Raw genomic sequence first — 21,970 nt, 5'->3', positions numbered from 1 at the left:
TTCACCTGGTGCCGTCCAGCCCCAGCCAGGCGGACGCGGCGTCCCACACCTGGGCCAGCACCTCGGGCTGGTTCATGTCGTTGTGCTCGCACGGCAGCCTGACCTCCGTGATCTTCCCGGAGACGTGGGGCCGCCAGCGCTCGGCGGTGGGCTCGTCCTGCGGGCGGCCGTGCTCGGCGACGACCAGCAGCAGGTCGCCGTCGAAGGTGCCGTAGTCGTGGGTCCTGCCGATGGTCAGGTTGTTGTGGAAGACGCGGGCGAAGCGCACCAGCTCCTCCTCGGTGACCGCGCCCAGGACGTCGCCGGCGTGGCGGCGTACGACCTCGGTGAGCCGCTCCAGCTCGGCGTCCGCGTCCTCCAGGCCGGCGTCCGGGTCGTGGCCCGCGGGGAACTGGTCCAGGACGATCAGCGCCGCGATCTCCTCCCCTTCCGCGCGCAGCTGGACGGCCATCTCGTGCGCCACGATCGCGCCGTACGACCAGCCCAGCAGGTGGTACGGGCCGCTCGGCTGGGCGGCGCGCAGGCGCTCGATCGACGTCCGCGCGGCCTCGCGGACCGAGCGCGACAGCTCGCTCAGCCCGTCCAGGCCGCGCGACTGCAGGCCGTAGAGCGGCATGTCGGCCGGCAGGACGCGGCCCAGCGGGCCGTATCCCCAGCACAGCCCGGCGGCGGGCGGCAGGCAGAACAGCGGCGGGCCGTCGCCCTTGACCCGCAGCGGCAGCAGGACGTCGAAGGAGTCGCTCACCGCTGACATGCTCAGCCGTTTCATCAGGTCGGCGGCGCTCGGGGCGGCGAACAGGTCGCGCACCTCGACCTGCACCCCGCGCTCGCGCAGCCGCTCGACCCACGCCACCGCGAGCAGCGAGTGGCCGCCGAGGGCGAAGAAGTCGTCGTGCACGCCCACCTCGGGCACGCCCAGCACCTCGGCGAAGGCGTCGCACAGGATCTCCTCCAGCATGAGCCCGGCCGAGCTGCGCTCCCCCGCCGTGTACTCGGGGGCGGGCAGCGCCTTGCGGTCGAGCTTGCCGTTGGGCATCAGCGGCATCCGGTCGAGCGGCACGACCGCGGCCGGCACCATGTAACCGGGCAGCCGGTCCCTCGCGAGCCCGCGCAACGTCTCGCGCAGCTCATTCCCGGGGCGCTCATCAGCGCTTCCGGAGGGGACCACGTAGGCGATCAGGCGGCGGTCTCCCGGGGTGTCCTCTCTGACGACCACCACGGCCTGGGCGACCGAGGGGTGCGCGGCCAGGAGGGCCTCGATCTCGCCGAGCTCGACGCGGAAGCCGCGGATCTTGACCTGGTCGTCGGTGCGGCCGAGGAAGCGCAGGTCGCCGTCCCTGCTCCACCGCACCAGGTCGCCCGTGCGGTACATGCGCGCGCCCGGTCCGCCGTACGGGCAGGACACGAAGCGCTCGGCGGTCAGGCCGGGCCGCCCGAGGTAGCCGCGGGCGAGACCGGCGCCGGCGATGTACAGCTCGCCGGCCACGCCGGGCGCCACCGGCGCGAGCCTGTCGTCCAGGACGTACACCTGGGTGTTGCCGACGGGGACGCCGATGGACGTGGCGTCCGGCCGGTCCTGGGTGAGCGCTCCGGCGGTCGACCAGACCGTGGTCTCGGTGGGGCCGTACAGGTTGGTGAGGGCGCCGGCCCGGTCCAGGAGGGCGCGGGCGAGGTCGTCGGGCAGCGCCTCGGCGCCGACGAGGACGCGGACGCGCGTCCAGTCCACCGGGTCGCCGTCGTCGGCCAGCAGCCCGCGCCACAGGCTGGGCGTGGCGTGCACGGTCACGCCGCCACCCGCGTCGACGGACTCGTCAAGGGACTCACGGACGAGCGCGCGCAGCCTCCAGGGGTCGAGCACCTGCTCCTGCGCCGCCATGACCAGCCGCGCGCCGGTGAGGAGCGGCAGGTAGAGCTCCAGCCCGCCCATGTCGCAGCCCACGGTGCTGACCGCCGCCAGGTGGTCGCCGGGGCCGAGCGGCACCAGGTCACGCATGGAGGTCAGGAAGTTCACCACGGCCCGGTGCTCGACGAGCACGCCCTTCGGCCGGCCCGTCGAGCCGGAGGTGTAGATGACCCACAGGGGATGCTCGGGCAGCAGCGGCGCGGTGCGCTCGCGCTGGGCCAGGGGCGCGCCGTCCAGCGCGGCCACCTCCGCGACCAGCGCGGGATCGTCGAGGACGAGCACGGGCACGCCGTCCTCGCCGTCCGGTGAGATGCCGAACTCGGGCAGCCGCTCGCGCAGGTCGTCGCTGGTCAGCAGGCACACCACGCCCGCGTCGGCGATCACGTACGCGGTCCGCTCCGACGGATAGGCCGGGTCGATCGGCAGGTACGCGCCGCCGGCCTTGATCACGGCCAGGAGCGCCACGAGCAGGTCCACGCCGCGCTCCAGCACGACGGCGACGACCGTCTCGGGGCCCACTCCCCTGCCGGCGAGGTGGCGGGCCAGCCGGTTCGCCCGCTCGTGCAGCTCGGCGTAGGTCAGCCGGTCCGCGCCGAAGGTCAGGGCGACGGCGTCCGGGGCCTGGCGGGCCTGCTCCTCCAGCAGGCCGGCGACGGTCGCGCGGGGCACGTCGAGCGCCGTGTCGTTCCACTCCCGCAGCAGGCGGTGGCGTTCGCCGCCGTCCAGGACGTCCACCTGGCTCAGCCGCAGGCCGGGGTCGGCGGCGAGCGTGTCCAGCACGCGGGCCAGCCGCTCGGCGATCATCTCGGCCGTCTCCGCGTCGAACAGGTCGGCCGCCGCCGTCACCGAGCCGCGCAGCCCGGCCGGGGCGCCGCTCGCGTCGAGCACCTCGACCACGCTGACGTCGAGGTCGAACTTGACGACCGCGGCGCCGGTGCCCAGGCCGCCGCCGTCCTGGCGCACGCCGGGCAGGTCGAGGACCGGCGCGGCGGTGTTCTCCAGCAGCAGCACCACCTGGAACAGGGGGTGGCGGGCCAGGGACCGGGCCGGTGACAGCTCCTCCACGAGCCGTTCGAAGGGCACGTCCTGGTGGGCGAACGCCTCAAGCCCTGTCTCCCGCACCCGGCTGAGCACCTCGCGGAAGGCCGGGTCGCCGGACAGGTCGGTGCGCAGCACGAACGTGTTGACGAAGTAGCCGACCAGGTCGTCGAGCGCCTCGTCGCCGCGTCCCGCCGCCGCCGACCCGACGGGGATGTCGGTGCCGGCGCCCAGCCGCGACAGCAGGACCGCGAGCGCGCCGTGCAGCACCATGAACATCGTCACGCCCTCGGCGCGGGCCAGCTCCAGGAGCCGCGCGTGGGTGGCGGCCGGGATGTCCAGGGGGACGCGGACGCCGCGGTGACCGGCGACGGCGGGGCGCGTCCTGTCCGCGGGCAGCGGCAGCTCCTCGGGCGCGCCGGCCAGCGCGCCGCGCCAGTAGGCGATCTGGCGGGCGATGACGCTGTCCGGGTCGCCGGCGTCGCCGAGCAGGTCGCGCTGCCAGAGCGTGTAGTCGGCGTACTGGACGGGCAGCGGGGTCCAGGCGGGCGGCCTGCCCTCGCGCCTGGCCGCGTACGCGGTGGAGAAGTCCCTGGCCAGCGCCGACCACGACCAGCCGTCGCCGGCGATGTGGTGCATGACCACGACCAGCACGTGCTCGGCCGGCCCTGTGCTGAGCAGCGACATGCGGATCGGCGCCTCGCGCGCCAGGTCGAAGGCGTGGCGCTCGGCCTGGGCGGTGGCCGCCGCGAGGTCCTCGGGCGCGACGGCGCGGAACTCCGGCTCCCAGTCGAGGTCGTCGAGGTCGAGGACCACCTGGTACGGCTCGCCGCCCACCACGTGGAAGACCGTGCGCAGGGTCTCGTGGCGTTGGAGCACGTCGCCCAGCGCGGCGCGGAGCGCGTCGCGGTCCACCTCGCCGTCCATGCGCACGGCGGCCGGGATGTTGTAGGCGTCGCCGGGGCCTTCGAGCTGGGCGATGAACCACAACCTGCGCTGCCCGTACGACAGCGGCACCAGCTCGGGGCGTTCCCTGGCGGCGAGCGGCGGCCGGCTCCTGCCCGCGCTCGCCAGCCGGACCGCGAGCCCGGCCACCGTCGGCGCCTCGAACAGCTCGCGGATCTCGATGTCCACGCCGAGCACGGCGCGGATGCGGCTGACGAGCCGGACGGCCAGCAGCGAGTGGCCGCCGAGCTGGAAGAAGTCGTCGTCCACGCCGACCCGCTCCAGGCCGAGCACGTCGGCGAAGGCGGCGCACAGCAGCTCCTCGCGCAGGTCGGCGGGGCCGCGGCCGTCGCCCGCCGCCGTGGCGCGGCCGGGGGCGGGCAGGGCCTTGCGGTCGAGCTTGCCGTTGGACATGAGCGGCAACTCGTCGAGCACGACCACCGCCGCGGGGATCATGTGGCCGGGCAGCCGGGCGGCCGTGAACGTGCGCACGTCCTCGGGCTCGACGCCGTCGCCGGTCACGTACGCGACCAGGCGCCGGTCGCCGGGGACGTCCTCGCGCGCCACGACGGCGGCGCCGGTGACGCGCGGGTGCGCGGCCACGACCGCCTGGACCTCGCTGGGCTCGACCCGGAAGCCGCGGATCTTGACCTGGTCGTCGGCGCGGCCGGCGAAGAGCAGCTGCCCGTCGGGGGTCCAGCCGGCCAGGTCGCCGGTACGGTACATGCGCCCGCCGTACGGGCAGGCCACGAACCGCTCCGCGGTCAGCCCCGGCCGGCCGACGTAGCCACGGGCCAGCCCCTCGCCGGCGGCGTACACCTCGCCGAGCGAGCCGGCGGGGACCGGTCGCAGCCAGCGGTCGAGCACGTACAGGCGGGTGTTGGCGACGGGCCGGCCGATGGGCACCGGGCCGCCCGGCGCGAGCCGGGTGGTGGCCACGCCGATCGTGGTCTCGGTGGGGCCGTAGTGGTTGAACACCCGGCGCTCGCCGGCCGCCGCGAGCAGCTCGCCGACCCACGGCTCGGGGGCGGCCTCGCCGCCCAGCACCAGCGACCTGGCGGGCAGCACGTCGGCGAGACGGCCGTCGGCGCCGAGCGCGGCCAGGTGGGAGGGCACCGCCTTGAGGTAGTCGATGCGGTGCTCGCTCAGGTAGGGCGCCACGGGGGTGCCGGCGTCGAGGACGTGCAGCTGCCCGCCGTGGGCGAGGCTGGCGAACATGATCGTGTTGCCCAGGTCGGTGGCCTGGCCCTGGAGGACGGCGTAGCGGGCGCCTGGCTCGCCGAGGCCGACCGCGCCGGGCACGTGCGCCACGTAGTTGGCGAGCCCGCCGTGGGTGACGGCCACGCCCTTCGGCCGGCCGGTCGAGCCCGAGGTGTAGATCACGTACGCGACGGCCTGCGGGGGGACGGCGATCGCGGTCGAGCCGCGCGTGGCCGCGGCGATCTGGGCCGCGACCAGCGGATCGTCGAGCGCGAGCGTGCGGATCCTGGCGACCGGCAGCTCGTCGAGTATGTCCCCGGTGCCGAGCAGCAGCGCGGCGCGGCTGTCGGACAGCATGTACACGATCCGGTCGGCGGGCTGCTCGGGGTCGATCGGCAGGTACGCGGCGCCCGCCTTCCACACCGCGAGGATCGCCGTCACCACCTCCACGCCCCGGGGCAGGCACAGGCCCACGACCGACTCGGCGCCGACGCCCTGGGCGGTCAGGTAGGCGGCCAGCCGGGCGGCCCGCTCGTCCAGTTCGGCGTACGTGAGCCGGGTCGCGCCGCCCACGACCGCCACCTCGTCCGGGGTGCGGGCGGCCTGCTCCTCGAACATGCGGACGACCGTGCGGTCCGGGACGTCCGCCGCGGTGTCGTTCCACTCCTCCAGCAGGCGGCGCAGCTCGTCCTCGCCGAGCACCTCGACGGCGCGCAGCGGCACGTCCCGCTCGGTCTCCAGCGCCGCCACCAGGTTCTTCAGCGCGGTCATGACGAGCCCGCCGACGGCGTGGGGGTCGATGGGCGCCACGGCGTCCACGGCCAGGCCCGTGCCGTCGCCGTCGTCGTCCACGGCGACGGTGAGGGGATAGTTGTTGACCGGCCTGGTGTAGGCGACGCGGACGCCGCCGGCGTCCGCGTCCGGCTGACGGTCGGGGGCGGCGGTGTTGTGGCGGTAGTTCAGCAGCGAGGTGAACAGCGGGGCGTCGGCGGGCACGCCGCTCGCGCGCTGCGCCACGGCCAGGGGGGCGTGCTCGTGCTCCAGCAGCGCGGCGAGCTGGTCCCGCATGGCGGTGACGGCGCCGGTCACGCTCGTCCCGCCGTCGCCGAGGCGGACCCGTACCGGCAGGGTGTTCATGAACAGGCCGAGCGCGCGGTCGGCGCCGGTGCCGGCGTTCATGCGGCCGAACAGCACGGTGCCGAAGACGACGTCGTCGCGGCCCGACACGGCGGCCAGCACGCGGGCCCAGGCGACGTGCGCGATCGTGGCGGGGCTGGCGCCGAGGCGGCGCGCCACCGCGCGCAGGCTCGCCTCCAGCCCGGGATCGACGCGCAGCAGCGCCTGCTCGGTCGCGGTGCCGTCGGCGTGCACGTCCACCAGGCCGAACGGGGCGGTCGGCTCGGTCACGTCGCCGAGCAGCCCGGTGAAGTAGCGCTCGTGCTCCTCCCGGGTGACGCCGCCGCGCGCCTGGGCCACGAAGTCGCGGAACGGCACCGGCTCGGGCAGCTCGCCGCCGCGGCCCGCGAGGATGGCCGAGACCTCCTCGTACACGGCTTCGAGCGCCATGTGGTCGCGGACGATGTGGTGCATGCGGACCATCGCCAGCCACCTTCCCGTGGCCGGGTCCTGGGCCGCCGTCACGTCCATCAGCGGGGCGCGGGCGAGGTCCATCGGCTCGGCGGCGAGGGCGAGCAGGCCGTCGAGCGCGTCGCCGTCCCCCAGGCTCGCCTCGCGTACGGGGAGTTCCGCGTGCCGCCACACGACCTGCACCGGCTCGCGCAGGCCCTCCCACACGACCGCCGTCCGGTGGATGTCGTGGCGGTCCACCACCTGCCTCAGCGCCTCGACGAAGGCGTCGAAGCCCTGCCTGGAGTCGCACTCCACGACCGTGGGCGCGGCGTAGGTGTCGCGGCCGCCGCCCGCCATGAGGTGGTGGAAGAGCAGGCCCTCCTGGAGCGGCGCCAGCGGGTACACGTCGGCGACGTTGGCGGCGCCGCCCGTCACGCTCGCCACGATCCGCTCGATCTCCTGGGGGGTCAGGTCCACCAGCGGGAGCATGTCGGGGGTGATCTCCCGCGCGTTCTCGGGGATGCGGCCGGGCGGCACCTCCACCCAGGGCACCGCCGCCGCGGCGGCCAGGCCGGCCACCGTGGGCCGGTCGAACAGGGCGCGCACCGACACCGCGACGCCGCGTGCCCGCAGGCGTTCGACCAGCGAGACGGCCAGGAGCGAGTGGCCGCCGAGGCGGAAGAAGTTGTCGTGCACGCCGACCCGGTCCAGGCCGAGCACGCGGGCGAACTCCTCGCAGAGGATCTCCTCCCGTACGGTGGCGGGGCCGCGGCCCTCGGTCACCGCGTACTCCGGGGCGGGCAGCGCGTCCCGCCTGAGCTTGCCGTTGACCGTGAGCGGCAGCGCGTCCAGCACCACGACGGCGGCGGGCACCATGTGCTCGGGCAGCCGCCCGGCCGCGAAGGCGAGCACCTCGTCCGGCGCGACACCGGCCGCGACACCGGCCGCGACACCGGCTCCCGCGTCTGCCGGGACCACGTAGGCGACCAGGCGAAGATCGCCTGGTCTGTCCTCGCGGGCGATCACCGCCGCCTGGGAGACCAGGGGGTGGGCGGCGACGGCGGCCTGGACCTCGCCCGGCTCGATGCGGTAGCCGCGGATCTTGACCTGGTCGTCCGTGCGGCCGAGGAACTCCAGCTGCCCGCCGGCGTTCCAGCGCACGAGGTCGCCGGTACGGTACATGCGCCCGCCGTACGGGCAGGCCACGAAGCGCTCGGCGGTCAGCCCGGGGCGTCCCGCGTAGCCGCGGGCGACCTGCGCGCCGGCGATGTAGAGCTCGCCCGGCACCCCCACGGGGACCGGCTCCAGGCCGCCGTCCAGCACGTACAGGCGGGTGCCCGGCGCGGGCCGGCCGATCGGCGCCCACGTGCCCACCTCCTGCCCGGCCCGCACCTCGAAGGTGCAGCACCCGACCACCGCCTCGGTGGGCCCGTACTCGTTGACCACCACCGACTCGGGCGCCCGCGCGAGCCAGGCGCGCACCTCGGCCCCGGCGAGCGGTTCCCCGCCGACGACCCAGTGGCGCGCGCCCGCCGCGACGTTCCCCGGCTCCTGGCGCAGCAGCGGCAGATGTCCCGGCACGACCTTGGCGAGCCCGAACCCGCCGCCCTGCTCGCGCACGAGCGCGGCCAGCCCCTCGGCCCCGCCCGCCACGCTGAGGCGCACGCCGGCGCCGGCCGCGAGCGGCACCCACACGCTGGTCACCGTCAGGTCGAACGCCAGCGACGAGTGCACGGGCGCGCCGCCCGCCACCTCATACGTTTCGGCCGACCAGGCCACGTAAGAGGCCAGGCCGCCGTGGGTGACCGCCACCCCCTTGGGCAGCCCGGACGAGCCGGAGGTGTACATCACGTACGCCAGCCCGCCCGGCTCGGCCCGGGTGCGCACCGGCGCGGGCACGCCGTCCACCGGCCGATCGTCGAGGACCATCACCCCCGGCACGCCGGACAGGGCGTCGGCGGTGGCGGCGTCGGCGAGCACGGCCACGGCCCGCGCGTCGGCGAGGACGAACCGGATGCGCTCGGCGGGATGCGCCGGGTCGATCGGCAGGTAGGCGCCGCCCGCCTTCCAGGTCGCGAGCATGGCGGTCAGCGCCCCGATGCCGCGCGGCAGGCAGAGCCCCACGACCGACTCGCGGCCGACGCCCAGGTCGGCCAGCCGGGCGGCCAGCAGGTTCGCCCGCGCGTCCAGCTCCCCGTACGTCACCTCCACGCCGTCGCAGGTCACCGCGATCGCGTCCGGCGTGGCCGCGGCCCAGTGCTCGAACCGCTCCACGACCGGCACGGCCCGCGCGGGGGCGGGCGTCCCGTTCCACTCCTCCAGCACCTGCCGCCTGGCGGCCTGGTCCAGCACCGGCACGCCGGACAGCGCCGCCTCCCGGTCGTCGCGCAGGGCGGTGACGAGGCCGTCCAGCGCGGTGCTCAGCAGCCGGGCCACCAGGCCGGGGTCGATGGGCGCGACGGCGTCCACGGCCAGCGACAGGCCCTGCCCGTCGTCGTCCACGGAGACGGTGAGCGGGTAGTTGTTGCTCTCGCGCGAGTAGGCGACCTTGATGCCTTCGAAGGCGTCCGCTGCCTGATCGTCCTGTCCGGGGTTGTGCCGGTAGTTGAGTATCGAGGTGAACAGCGGCGTCCCGGCGGGCACCCCACCGGCTCGCTGCGCCACCGCCAGCGGCGCGTGCTCGTGCGCGAGCAGCTCGGCCAGCTGCCCGCGCATCGCGGCGACGGCGTCCGCGATCGTGGCGCCGCCGATCCGCGTCCTGACCGGGAGCGTGTTGATGAACGGCCCAGGCACGCGGTCGGCGCCCGCGCCGGCGTTCATGCGGCCGAACAGCACCGTGCCGAACACGACGTCGTCGCGGCCGGACACGGCGGCCACCACGCGGGCGAACGCCACGTGCAGGAGCGTCGCCGGGCTGACGCTCAGCCGGCGCGCGGTCTCCCGGACCCGGTCCGGCAGGCCCTGCGGCAGGTCCAGCTCGGCGCGGACGACGTCCTTGCCGTCGCCGTGCACGTCCAGGACGCCGAACGGCGCGGTCGGGCCGTCCACGTCGCCGAGCAGGCCGGCGAAGAACCGCTCGTGCTCCTCCTCGGTGAGCCCGCCCCTGGCCTGGGCGACGAAGTTGCGGAACGGCAGCGGCTCCGGCGGCTCCTCGCCCTTCATGAACGCCGCGACCTCGTTCATCAGGATCTCCAGGCCGAGGTGGTCCTGGACGAGGTGGTGCACCCGCACCAGGGCCAGCAGGCGGTCGCCGTGCCGGGCGGTGTGCACGTCGAGCAGCGGCGCCCGCCTGAGGTCCATGGCCAGGCCGACGGCGGACACCAGCTCCTCGGGTGCCGCCGGGGCGACCTCCGTGACCGGCAGCGTCGCCGTCCGCCACACCACCTGGACGGGCTCGGCGAGCCCCTCCCACAGCACCGCGGTGCGGAAGATGTCATGCCGGGCGATCACCCGCCGCAGGGCCGCCAGGAACGCCTCCAGCCGGGCCTGGGAGTCGAACTCCACGACGGTCGGCGTCACGTAGGCGTCCTCGCCGCCGTCGGCGAGCAGGTGGTGGAAGAGGATGCCGCTCTGCAACGGCGCCAGCGGGTAGACGTCGGCGACGTTGGCCGCGCCGCCGTCCACGGCGGCGACGACCCGGTCCACCTCGTCCTGGGTCAGCGTCACCATGGGGAGCATGGCGGGGGTGATGTGCCGGGCGTCGCCGGGGATGCCGTTGGGGGGTGCGGTGACCTGCTCGTCCTCGGCCGCCGCGGCGAGCCCCGCGACGGTCGGGGTCCGGAAGAGCGCGCGTACGGAGATCGTGACGCCGCGCGCCCGCAGCCACTCGACGAGCGACACCACCAGCAGCGAGTGGCCGCCGAGCGCGAAGAAGTCGTCGTCCACGCCGACGCCGTCGAGCCCGAGTGTCGCGGCGAACCCGGCGCACAGCAGCTCCTCGCGCGCGTTCGCCGGTCCCCTGCCGGCGCCGGTGGCGAACGCGGGGGCGGGCAGCGCCTTGCGGTCCAGCTTGCCGTGCGCGTTGAGCGGCAGCGCGTCGAGGACGACGACGGCCGACGGGACCATGTAGCCGGGCAGGCTGCGGGCCGCGTGCTCGCGCACCTCCTCGGGGGCGACGCCGGTGCCCGTCACGTAGGCCACCAGGCGCTTGTCCCCGGGCAGGTCCTGCCGGGCGATCACCGCCGCGTGGCGCACGGCGGGGTGGCCGGTGAGCACGCTCTCGATCTCGCCCGGCTCGACGCGGAAGCCGCGCACCTTCACCTGGTCGTCGGCGCGGCCCAGGTAGTCGAGGTCGCCTTCGGCGTTCCAGCGCACCAGGTCGCCCGTACGGTAGAGCCGCGCGCCAGGGCCGCCGAACGGGTCGGCCACGAACCGTTCCGCGGTCAGCCCAGGCCGGCCGAGGTAGCCCCTGGCCAGGCCGGCGCCGCCCACGTACAGCTCGCCTGGGACGCCGGGCGGTACCGGGCGCAGGGCGGCGTCCAGCACGTGGGCGCGGACGTTGGTGATGGGCTGCCCGATGGGCGGGGCGCCGGTGGAGGTCTCGCCGTACCAGGCGGTGGCGTAGACGGTGGCCTCTGTGGGGCCGTAGATGTTGGCCAGCCGCACGTCCGGCAGCGCCTCCCGGACGGCGGCGACGGCGTTCGGGGTGAGCGCCTCGCCGGCCATGACGACCGTACGCGCCCGCACGTCGAGCCCGTCGACGTCGAGCAGCCGCGAGAACGCCGACGGCACCGCGCTGATCAGGCTCAGGTCCCAGCGGTCACGGTCGGCGAGGGACAGCAGGTCGTCCACGATCTCGATGGAGCCGCCCGACACCAGCGGGCCGAAGATCTCGAAGACGGACACGTCGAAGTTGAGCGAGGTCGAGGCCAGCACCCGGGAGAACTGCTCGCCCCCGAACTCGGCGGCCGCCCACGACAGCAGGTTGCCGACCGACCGGTGCTCGACCACCACGCCCTTCGGCCGCCCGGTGGAGCCCGAGGTGTAGATCACGTAGGCGGGGTGCGCGGGGGTCGGCGCGCCGGCGGGTGGCTGCGCCGGCATGGCCGCGACGGCGGCGGCGGTGGCGGGGTCGTCGAGCAGCACGCGCGGGGTGGCGCCGGTCCGCTCCTCCTTCGCCGTGGTCAGCACCAGCACCGGCGCGGCGTCCTGGAGCATGAACGCGACGCGCTCGGCCGGGTAGGAGGCGTCGATCGGCAGGTAGGCGCCGCCCGCCTTGGACACCGCGAGCAGCGCCACGATCAGGTCGATCCCGCGTTGCAGGGCGACCGCGACCAGCGTCTCGGGGCCCACGCCGCGCTCGGCGAGGAAGTGCGCCAGCCGGTTGGCCCTGGCGTCGAGTTCGGCGTACGACACCTGCGCGCCGCCGCACACCACGGCCACGGCGCCGGGGGTGCGGGCCGCCTGCGCCGCGAACAGCTCGGGCACCGTCGTCCGCGGCACGGGCAGCGAGGTGTCGTTCCAGGTGGCGAGCAGTCGGCGCTCGTCGTCGTCCAGCAGGTCCACCGCGCCGGTGCGGGTCCGCGGGTCGGCGGCCACCTGCCGCAGCACCCGCGTCCAGCGGGCGGCCAGGGCGGCGGCGGTGGGCGCGTCGAACAGGTCCGCCGAGGCCAGCAGGGAGCCGCGGATGCCCGCGGGGCGTCCTGCGGCGTCCACGGTCTCGGTGACGCTGATCTCGAGGTCGAACTTCGCCGCCGGGGCGGCCGTCGGCACGCCGTCGCCGTCGTCCGGGCCCTCCGTGGCGGTGTCGAGGGTGAGCATGACCTGGAACAGGGGGTGGCGGGAGAGCGACCTGTTCGGGGCCAGCTCCTCCACCAGGCGCTCGAACGGCACGTCCTGGTGGGAGAGCGCCTCCCATCCTGCCTTGCTGACGCGGCCGAGCAGCTCGCCGAAGCTCGGGTCGCCGGACAGGTCGGTGCGCAGCACGAGCGTGTTGACGAAGAAGCCGACGAGGTTCTCCAGGGCCGCGTCCAGCCGGCCCGCTACGGGCGTGCCGATCGGGACGTCGGTGCCCGCGCCGAGCCTGGACAGCAGCACCGCGAGCCCGGCCTGCAGGACCATGAACGTGGTGGCGCCCTCGGCCCTGGCGATCTCCACCAGCCGCGCGTGCAGGCCGGCCGGGATGTCCACGGTCGCCACGTGGCCGCGGTAGCCGGGCACGTCGGGGCGCGGGTGGTCGTACGGCAGCGGCAGCTCCTCCGGCAGGCCGTCGAGCACGCCCCGCCAGTAGCCGATCTGGCGGGAGATCAGGCTGTCCGGGTCCTGGTCGTCGCCGAGCAGCCGGCGCTGCCACAGCGTGTAGTCGGCGTACTGGACCGGCAGCGGCTCCCAGTCCGGGGCCCTGCCGGAGTAGCGGGCCTCGTACGCGGCCGACACGTCACGGGTGAGCGGCTTCAGCGACCAGCCGTCGCCGGCGATGTGATGGATCACCACGACGAGCGTGTTCTCGCCGGTGTCCGTCACGAACAGCCAGGCCCTGATCGGCGGCTCCCCCGCCAGATCGAACGCGTGCCGGCACGCCTCGTCCACGGCGCCGCCGAGCGCGCCGTGCGCCATCTCCCGGACGGTCAGCTCCCACTCCAGCTCGTCCACGGGCAGGACGTGCTGGTACGGCTCGCCGCCCGCCACGGGGAACACCGTGCGCAGCGCCTCGTGCCTGGCCATGACGTCCAGGAAGGCGGCTTGGAGTGCTCCCGGGTCCACGTCGTCGGCCAGGCGGAGGGCGATCGGGATGTTGTAGGTCGCGCTCGGCCCTTCGAGCTGCTGGATGAACCACAGCCGACGCTGCGCGTACGACAACGGGATCATGAACGTTCCTCCTGGTCACGCATCGGCTGCAAAGGGGGTCTCACAGTGGGCCGCTGTTCGCCCAGCCGCTGCGCGACGCCCGCCACGGTCGGCGACTCCAGCAGCACGGGCAGCGGCAGTTCGATGCCGAGGTCGGCACGGATCCGGCTGATCAGCCGTACGGCCAGCAGCGAGTGGCCGCCCAGGTCGAAGAAGTCGTCGTCCACGCCCACCCGGTCCAGGCCGAGGACGTCGGCGAACAGGCCGCACAGGGTTTCCTCGCGCGCGTCGGCGGGCTCCCGACCGGCCGCCGACACCGAGATCTCGGGCGCCGGCAGGGCGCGGCGGTCCAGCTTGCCGTTGGCGTTGAGCGGCAGGGCCTCCAGCTCCACCACCGCCGCCGGCACCATGTGGCCGGGCAGGCGGTCGGCGGTGAAGCGCCGCACCTCCTCCGCCACGCCGGGCTCGTCGGGGACGATGTAGGCGACCAGCGTGTCCTCGCGGGCCACCACCACGGCGTGAGTCACCGAAGGGTGCGCTGCCAGCACGGTTTCGATCTCGCCGGGCTCCACCCGGAAGCCGCGCACCTTGACCTGCTCATCCACGCGGCCGAGGTACTCCACTTGGCCGTCGGCGTTCCACCGGGCCAGGTCACCGGTGCGATACATGCGACCGCCGTAGGGGCAGGCCACGAACCGCTCAGCGGTCAGGCCCGGCCGGCCCACATAGCCCCGCGCGAGCCCGGCACCGGCGACGTAAAGCTCGCCGGCCGCGCCGACCGGGACCGGCCGCAACCCGCGGTCGAGGACGTACAGGCGGGTGTTGGTGAGCGGCCGGCCGATCGGCGGAGCACCCTCGGTGTCCCCGTGCCAGGCCGCCGCGTACACCGTCGCCTCTGCGAGGCCATAGATGTTGTCCACTTGTGCGCCCGGCAGCGCTTCCCTCACCGCGCGCATGACAGGAGCGTTCAGCCTCTCACCGGCCAGGACCACCCGGCTCGGTCGCGCCGTCGTCTCCGTCAGGACCTGCGACAGCGCCGAGGGCACCGCGCTGACCAGCGACACTGCTGGGCGATCGGCGAGGGCTGGCAGGTCGTCGACGAGCTCGATGGAGCCGCCCGACACCAGCGGCGCGAAGATCTCGAAGACCGACGCGTCGAAACTCAGCGACGTGGCCGCCAGCACCCGGGACAGCTCGGTGAACGTGCCCGTGGCCCAGTGCAGCAGATTGGCCAGCGACCGGTGCTCGACCAGCACCCCCTTCGGGCGGCCGGTGGAGCCCGACGTGTAGATCACGTAGGCCGGATGCTCCGGCCGCAGCCCCGCCCCGCGGACCGGCCCCTCGGCACCGAGCAGATCGTTCAGGGTCAGCGCCGGGACAGGCAGCAAGGCCGCCGTCCTCGCCGACGCGAGCACCGTCACAGGGCGGGCATCCTCGATGCGTTCGGCGGGGTGACTGACGTCGATCGGCAGGTAGGCGCCGCCGGCCTTGAGCACGCCGAGCACGGCCACGATCAGGTCGATGCCGCGTTCGAGCGCCACCCCCACGATCGACTCCGGCCCCACCCCACGCTCGACGAGCGCGTTCGCGAGCCGATCCGCCCGGCCGTTCAGGTCGGCGTAGCTCACCTCGACGCCCTCACGCACCACGGCCACCGCGTCCGGTGTCCGCGCGGCCTGCGCCTCGAACAGATCGACCACGGTCGCGTCCGGAACCGTGGCGGCGGTGTCGTTCCACTCCTCCAGCACGCGCCGATCGTCCTCGTCCAGCACTCCCACCGCCGACAACGGCGTTCCCGCGTCGGTCTCCAGGACGTGCACCAGGTTGCCGACCGTCGTGATGAGCAGCTCGGCGACGAGCGCGGGGTCGATGGGCGCCACCGCGCCGATCACCAGGCCGAGGGTGCGGCCGTCGTCGTCCACGGCCACGGAGAGGGGGAAGTTGTCGCGTTGCTGGGAGAAGGTGATGGTGATGCCGTCGAAGGTGTCGGTGGCCTGGTCGTCGGCGCTGTTGTGGCGGTAGTTGAACAGCGAGGTGAACAGGGGTGCGTCTCCTGGGACTCCGCTGGCTCGCTGCGCCACCGCGAGCGAGGCGTGCTCGTGGGCCAGGAGTTCGGCCAGTTGTCCGCGCATCGCGGTGATCGCCTGTGCGACGCCGGTCTCACCGACCTTGACCCGGACCGGGAGTGTGTTGATGTAGGGGCCGGGCACGCGGTCGGCGCCGGCGCCCGCGTTCATGCGGCCGAACAGCACCGTGCCGAAGACCACGTCGTCGCGTCCGGCCACGGCCGCCAGCACCCGGGCCCACGCCACGTGCAGGACCGTCGCCGGGCTCACGCCGAGCTCGCGCGCCATCCGCCGCACGCCTGCCGCCACCTCATCGGGGATCGCGGCCTGAACCTCCCTGGCGTCGGCCCCGCTCCCGCGTACGTCCACCACGCCGAACGGCGCGGTGGTCTCCTCGACGTCACCGAGCAGGCCGGCGAAGAAGCGCTCATGCTCTTCGGCGCGCACGGCTCCCTTGGCCTGGGCGACGAAGTCGCGGAACGGCAGCGGCTCGGGCAGCTCGTCGCCCCGCCCGGCCAGGAACGCCTGGACCTCGCCGAGCAGCAGGTCGAGGCCGAGGTGGTCCTGCACCAGGTGGTGCACCCGCACCAGAGCGAGCCAGCGGTCATCGTCCTGCGTGACGTGCACGTCGAGCAGCGGCGCGCGGCCCACGTCCATCGACAGGCCGACCGTGGACACCAGATCGCCGGTGACCTCGGATACCGGCAGCTCCGCTGTTCGCCACACCACCTGGACCGGCTCCGGGAGCCCTTCCCACCTCACCGCCGTGCGGAAGATGTCGTGCCGATCGATCACGCGCTGCAACGCCTCCGTGAAGGCGTCCAGCCTCGCCCGCGACTCGAAGGCCAGCACCGTCGGCGTCACGTAGGCGTCGTCGCCGCCCTCGGCGAGCAGGTGGTGGAAGAGCAGACCTTCCTGGAGCGGGGCCAACGGGTAGACGTCGGCCACGTTCGCCGCGCCGCCCGGTACTCCCGCCGTGATCCGGTCGATGTCCGCCTGGGACAGCTCCACCAGCGGGAGCATCTCGGGCGTGATCTCCGTGGCGTCGTCGGGGATCGCGTTGGGTGGGACGGTCACCTGCTCGGGTCCGGACGCGACAGCCAGGCCGGCGACGGTCGGCGTCTGGAACAGGGCCCGTACGGACACGCTGACGCCGCGCTCGCGCAGCCACTCCACCAGGGTGACCACCATCAGCGAGTGGCCGCCCAGCGCGAAGAAGTCGTCGTCCACGCCGACCCGCTCCAGCCCGAGCACGTGCGCGAACCCCTCGCACAGCAGCTCCTCACGGGCGTCGGCGGGGCCACGGCCCTTGCCGGCGGCGTACTGCGGGGCGGGCAGCGCCCTGCGATCCAGCTTGCCGTTGACCGTGACGGGCAGCGCGTCCAGGACGACCACCGCCGACGGCACCATGTGGTCGGGCAGCCACTGCCGGGCGTGCCGCCGCACGTGGCCCGGCAGGTCCGTGACCTCGCCGGCCGGGACGACGTAGGCGACCAGCCGCGGGTCGCCCGGAATGTCCTCGCGGATCACCACCGCCGCCTGCGCGACCCGGTCGTGCCGCTGGAGCACCGCCTGGATCTCACCGGGCTCGACCCGCATGCCGCGGATCTTCACCTGGTCGTCGGCCCGGCCCCCGAACAGCAGCTCGCCGTCGGCGTTCCACTTGACCAGGTCCCCGGTACGGTACATGCGCCCGCCGTAGGGGCAGGCCACGAACCGCTCGGCGGTCAGGGCGGGACGCCCGGCGTAGCCGCGGGCGAGCTGTACCCCGGCGAGGTAGAGCTCGCCCGGCACGCCCACGGGGACCGGCCGCAGGCTCTCGTCCAGCACGTACGCCCGCGTGGCCGCCACCGGGGCGCCGATCGTCACCGGGTGCCCCGGCAGGCAGCGCGACGCGGTCACGTCGACGGACGCCTCGGTGGGGCCGTACATGTTGTGCAGCTCGGTGTCCGCGAGCCGGGCGAAGAACCGTTCCTGCAGATCCTGCGGGAGCGCCTCGCCCGAGCAGACGACCTGCCGCAGCGGGACGCCGGCGCTGCCCGGCTCGTGCAGGAACACCTCCAGCATCGACGGCACGAAGTGGGCCACGCTCACCTCGGCCCGCCGCATGAGCTCGGCGAGGTAGGCGGGGTCGCGGTGCCCGCCGGGGCGGGCCACCACCAGGGCGGCTCCGACGGTCAGCGGCCAGAAGAACTCCCACACCGACACGTCGAACCCGAACGGCGTCTTCTGCAGCACGCGGTCGTCGCCGGTCAGCGGGAGCCGCCGCTGCATCCAGGCCAGCCGGTTCACGATGCCCGAGTGCGGGACGACCACGCCCTTGGGGCGGCCGGTCGAGCCGGAGGTGTAGATGACGTACGCGGGCAGGTCGGGGCTGAGCCGTCCCCGTTCCGCCTCGGTCAGCGGCTGGCCCGACACGTCCGCCGCCTCGTCCACCCGCAGGCAGGCGGCGTCGTCCGGCACGAGGTGCGCGGTGCTCGCGGCGGCCACGACGATCCCGGCGTGCGCGTCCGCCGCCATGAGGGCGATGCGCGACGCCGGGTGCTCGGGCTCCAGCGGCAGGTACGCGGCCCCGGCCTTGAGCACGCCGAGCAGCGCGATGACCAGGTCGGGGCCGCGTTCGAGCGCGACGCCGACGACCGACTCGGGGCCCGCCCCGCCCTCGATGAGGCGGCGGGCGAGCCGGTTGGCGCGGGTGTCGAGCTCGCTGTACGACAGCTCGGCCCCGTCGAAGACCACCGCCGTCGCGCCGGGCGTCCGGACCGCCTGAGCCTCGATCAGCTCGACCAGCGAGCCGCCGGGCTGCGGGGCTCCGGTGTCGTTCCAGCCGTGCAGCACCAGGTCACGCTCGTGCGTGTCCAGCACGTCCACCTGCGACAGGCGGGTGCCGGGTGCGGCCACCACCACGGCCAGCGCCCTGGCCCACCACTGCGCGAACCGCTCCGCCGTCCCCGCCTCGAACAGGTCGGCGGCCAGGATCGCCGCGCCGCGCAGCCCGTCCGCCGTCTCCCTGAGGTTCAGCTCCAGGTCGAACTTGGCGGACGGCTGGAGCCGGGCGTCCCCGCCCGGGGCAGCGCCGGTGACGGGGAGGTCGACGTCGGCGTCGGCGACGTTCTGCAGGGTCAGCATCACCTGGAACAGCGGGTGCCGCGCCAGCGACCGGGCCGGCGCCAGCTCTTCCACCAGGCGTTCGAAGGGCACGTCCTGGTGGGCCAGCGCTCCCAGGCTCGCCATACGGACCCGGCCGAGCACCTCGCGGAAGGTGGGGTCGCCGGACAGGTCCGTACGCAGGACCAGCGTGTTGACGAAGAAGCCGACGAGGTCGTCCAGCGCCTCGTCGGTGCGTCCCGCGTTGGCCGTGCCGATCGGGATGTCACGGCCCGCGCCCAGCCTGGACAGCAGGACGGCCAGCGCGGCCTGCAGCACCATGAACGGCGTCACGCCCTCGGCCCGCGCCACCTCCTGCAGCCGCGCGTGCACCTCGGCGGGGACGTGCAGCGGCACCACGTGACCCAGGTGACCGGCCACCGGCGGGCGCGGCCGGTCGCTGGGCAGCGTCAGCTCCTCCGGTGCCCCGGCGAGCGTCTCCCGCCAGTAGGCGACCTGGCGGGACAGCAGGCTGCCCGGGTCGTCCTCGTCGCCCAGCAGGTCACGCTGCCACAGGGCGTAGTCGGCGTACTGGACGGGCAGCGGCTCCCACCGCGGGTCCTGCCCGGCGCGGCGGGCGGCGTAGGCCAGGGAGAGGTCACGTCCGAGCGGGGTCATCGACCAGCCGTCGCCGGCGATGTGGTGCACGACGACCACCAGCACCTGCTCCTGCGGCCCGGCGTCGAACAGCCACGCCCTGATCGGCACCTCGGAGGCCAGGTCGAAGGCGTGCTGCTCGGCCCGCGTCACCGCTTCATGCAGCTCATCGGGAGCCACCCGGACCACCGGCAGCTCCCACTCCAGCTCGTCCATGCTGAGGATCCGCTGGTACGGCTCGCCGCCCTCGACCGGGAACACCGTCCGCAGCACCTCGTGCCGGGCGATGACGTCGCGCAGGGCCGCGTCGAGCGCCTCCCTGTCGATCTCGCCGGTCAGGCGCAGCGACGTGGGCAGGTTGTAGGTGGCGCTCGGGCCCTCCAGCCGGTGGATGAACCACAGGCGGCGCTGCGCGAACGACAACGGCACCCGCTCCGGGCGGCCGCGGAGGGTCAGCGGCGGCCTGGCCGCGCCGGCTTCGGCGATCCCGGCGGCCAGCCCCGCCACGGTCGGGTGCTCGAACAGCGTCCTGATCGGCACCTCGACGCCGAGGATGGCGCGGATCCTGCTCACCAGCCGCACCGCCAGCAGCGAGTGCCCGCCCAGCGCGAAGAAGTCGTCGTGGACGCCGACCCGCTGCTTGCCGAGCACGTCGGCGAAGGCGGCGCACAGCAACTCCTCGTGCAGCCCCACTGGGCCGGCGGCCGTGGTGGTCTCCTGTTGCGGCGCCGGGAGCGCGGTGCGGTCGAGCTTGCCGTTGACGGTCAGCGGCAGCTCGTCCAGCACGACCACCGCTGCGGGCACCAGATGGGCGGGCAGCCGGTCGGCGGCGTAGCGCCTGACGTTCTCGGCCTCGCCGCCGACGACGTAGGCGACCAGGCGTTTCTCGCCCGCGTCGGCGCGCACGATCACCGCCGCCTGGGCCACGTCCGGGTGCGCGGCCAGGACCGCCCGCACCTCGCCCGGCTCCACGCGCATGCCGCGGATCTTCACCTGCTCATCGGCCCGGCCGACGAACACCAGCTCGCCGTCGGTGGTCCACTTCGCGACGTCGCCCGTCCGGTACATCCGGCCGCCCTCGAACGGGCACGCCACGAACCGTTCTCCGGTCAGGGAGGGCCGGCCGACGTAGCCGCGTGCCACCTGGACGCCCGCGATGTAGACCTCGCCGGCGACGCCCGGGGCCACCGGGGCCAGGTGGTCGTCCAGCACGTACAGCCGGGTGTTGGTGATGGGCCGGCCGAAGGGGACGACGCCGTTGACGTGCTCCACCGGGCCGGCGGTCACCATCACCGTCGCCTCCGTGGGCCCGTAGGTGTTGACGAGCTTCCGGTCCTGGGCCCAGGCCCGTGCCGTCGTGCTCGCGATCGGCTCGGCACCGACCAGAACCGTTTCCACCCCGGTCCAATCGGCGGGGTCCACGACCTCCAGCAGCGACGGCACCACACTGGCCGCACGGACGTCGGCGGAGGTCAGCAGGTCCTTGAGGAGTGCCGTGTCCATGCGCTCGCTCCTGCCGGCGATCGCCAGCCGGCCGCCCCGGCTCAGGGTCACGGCGACATCCAGGACCGAGGCGTCGAAGCCGAACGAGGCGAACTGCAGCACCCCCACGCCCGGCTCGACCCCCATCACCGGGCCGAACACCTCGATCAGGTTCACCAGCCCGGCATGCGCGACGCCCACGCCCTTCGGGACTCCGGTCGAACCCGAGGTGTAGATCACATACGCCAGGCTCGAACCGTCGATCGCGACGCCCGGCCGCTCGTCCGGCAGCGTCGCCGAGTCGTCCAGCGTCACCCGCTCGACCTCCGGCGGCGTCTCCAGCCTTCCCTCGGTGACCACCACGACCGGTGCGGCGTCGGCCAGCATCCAGGCCCTGCGGTCGGCCGGGTATTCGACGTCGATCGGCACGTACACGCCGCCCGCCTTCCAGACGGCCAGCATCGCCACCACCACGCCGATCCCGCGCTCCAGCACGACCCCCACCGGAGACTCAGGACCCACGCCCTTCGCGATCAGATGCCGGGCCAGCCGGTTCGCCCGCGCCTCCAGCTCCGCGTACGTCACCTCGACCCCGCCGCACACCACCGCGACCGCATCGGGGATTGCCTCCGCCCGCGCCTCGAACAGCTCCACCACCGACGTGGGCGTGCGCGGGGTGAGCTCGCCCTGCCAGTCCCGTACGACCTGCCGGCGCTCGGTCGCGTCGAGCACGTCGAGGTCGGACAGCCGGACGGAGGCGTCCTCCACGAACCGTTCGAGCAGCCGCACCCACCGCCGCACCAACCCGTGGGCGGTGCCCTCGTCGAACAGGTCGGTCGCCGCGATCAGCGACCCCCTGAGCCCGGCCGGGGCTCCTTGCTCGTCGAAGACCTCGCCGACGTTGAAGTCGAGGTCGAAGCGGGCGGACACCTCTCCGGCGACCATGCCGGACGCCGCCACATCGGGCAGGTCCAGCGTCGCCTCGGTGTTGTTCTGGACGGTGAGCATCACCTGGAACAGCGGATGCCGGGCCAGCGACCGGGACGGGGCCAGCTCCTCCACCAACCGCTCGAACGGCACGTCCTGATGCGCCAGCGCCCCCAGCGCCGCCTCCCGCACCCGCCCCAGCACTTCCCGAAGCAACGGGTCGCCTGACACGTCCGCCCGGATCACCAGCGTGTTGACGAAGAAACCCGCCAGATCATCCAGCGCCTCATCCAACCGGCCCGCATGCGCC

At 74.5% G+C, this 21,970-nt stretch carries 2 protein-coding genes; both read right to left on the bottom strand.

Annotated elements, in window-relative coordinates; translation table 11 throughout:
- Position 1: 1 nt before the first annotated feature.
- Positions 2–13,462: an amino acid adenylation domain-containing protein gene (locus tag AB0K28_RS45650; protein ID WP_364383221.1), complete on the bottom strand. Its 13,461-nt coding sequence runs from the start codon at positions 13,460–13,462 to the stop codon at positions 2–4.
- A complete protein-coding gene (locus AB0K28_RS45645) occupies positions 13,459–21,954 on the bottom strand; it encodes an amino acid adenylation domain-containing protein (RefSeq protein ID WP_364383219.1) in 8,496 nt (2,831 codons plus the stop codon). The genes AB0K28_RS45650 and AB0K28_RS45645 overlap by 4 nt, the downstream gene beginning before the upstream one ends.
- Positions 21,955–21,970 lie beyond the last annotated feature (16 nt).

This window comes from Nonomuraea sp. NPDC049504 (assembly GCF_040676845.1).
In the GTDB taxonomy this organism is placed as follows: domain Bacteria; phylum Actinomycetota; class Actinomycetes; order Streptosporangiales; family Streptosporangiaceae; genus Nonomuraea; species Nonomuraea salmonea.
Note: the sequence above shows the minus strand (reverse complement) of the source record. Positions and strands in the feature narration are given on the sequence as shown.

Excerpts from the sequence above, each read along its gene's own strand:
- AB0K28_RS45650 (WP_364383221.1), bottom strand. The coding sequence starts at position 13,462 with ATGATCCCGTTGTCGTACGCGCAGCGTCGGCTGTGGTTCATCCAGCAG.